The organism is Actinopolymorpha sp. B9G3, from assembly GCF_040120725.1.
Taxonomy (GTDB): domain Bacteria; phylum Actinomycetota; class Actinomycetes; order Propionibacteriales; family Actinopolymorphaceae; genus Thermasporomyces.
Map to the genome: position 1 here is coordinate 1 of NZ_JBEEAB010000094.1, position 537 is coordinate 537.

Annotated in this window: 1 protein-coding gene; it reads left to right on the forward strand. The window is 68.9% G+C overall.

Annotation, left to right across the window (positions count from 1 at the left end):
* Positions 1 to 120: 120 nt before the first annotated feature.
* Positions 121 to 537, forward strand: a 417-nt coding sequence (locus ABNF93_RS34735) for a helix-turn-helix domain-containing protein (RefSeq protein WP_349332514.1), incomplete at its 3' end; no start/stop codon positions are given.

Below are 537 nucleotides of genomic sequence, written 5' to 3' on the forward strand. Positions count from 1 at the left end.
CTAGCTGTTGCGGTTCATGAGGTTGGTGACGCGGTGGTGGGGGTTGTGAGGAGCTGAGGCGGGTCTCCGTCGGCAGGATGTGAAGCGCTGACCACACGTCCTGTTCCGAAGGAGACCCGCGTGTCCCACCGTAATGCTCCGTTGACTCCTGCTGGCCGTCTGCGTCTTGTTCAGCGGTGTCAGGCCCGTCCGATCGCTCATGTGGCTGCCGAGGCTGGTGTGTCTCGGCAGTGCCTGTCCAAGTGGGTCGGCCGGTACCGCCGGTGTGGTGAGGTGGGTCTGCTCGACCGGTCGAGCGTGCCACACGCCTCGCCGTCGCAGCTGGCGCCGGAGGTGGTGGAGCTGATCGAGTCCTGGCGCCGCAAGCGCAAGTGGTCCGCCCGCACGATCGCCACCGAACTGGCCGCCCACGGGCACCGGGTCTCGGCCGCGACGGTGGGCCGCTGGTTCGTCCGGCTGGGCATCAACCGCCGCCGCGACCTCGACCCCGACGGCGAGGTGAACCGCAGACCAGCCACGATCACCGCCCGCTATCCC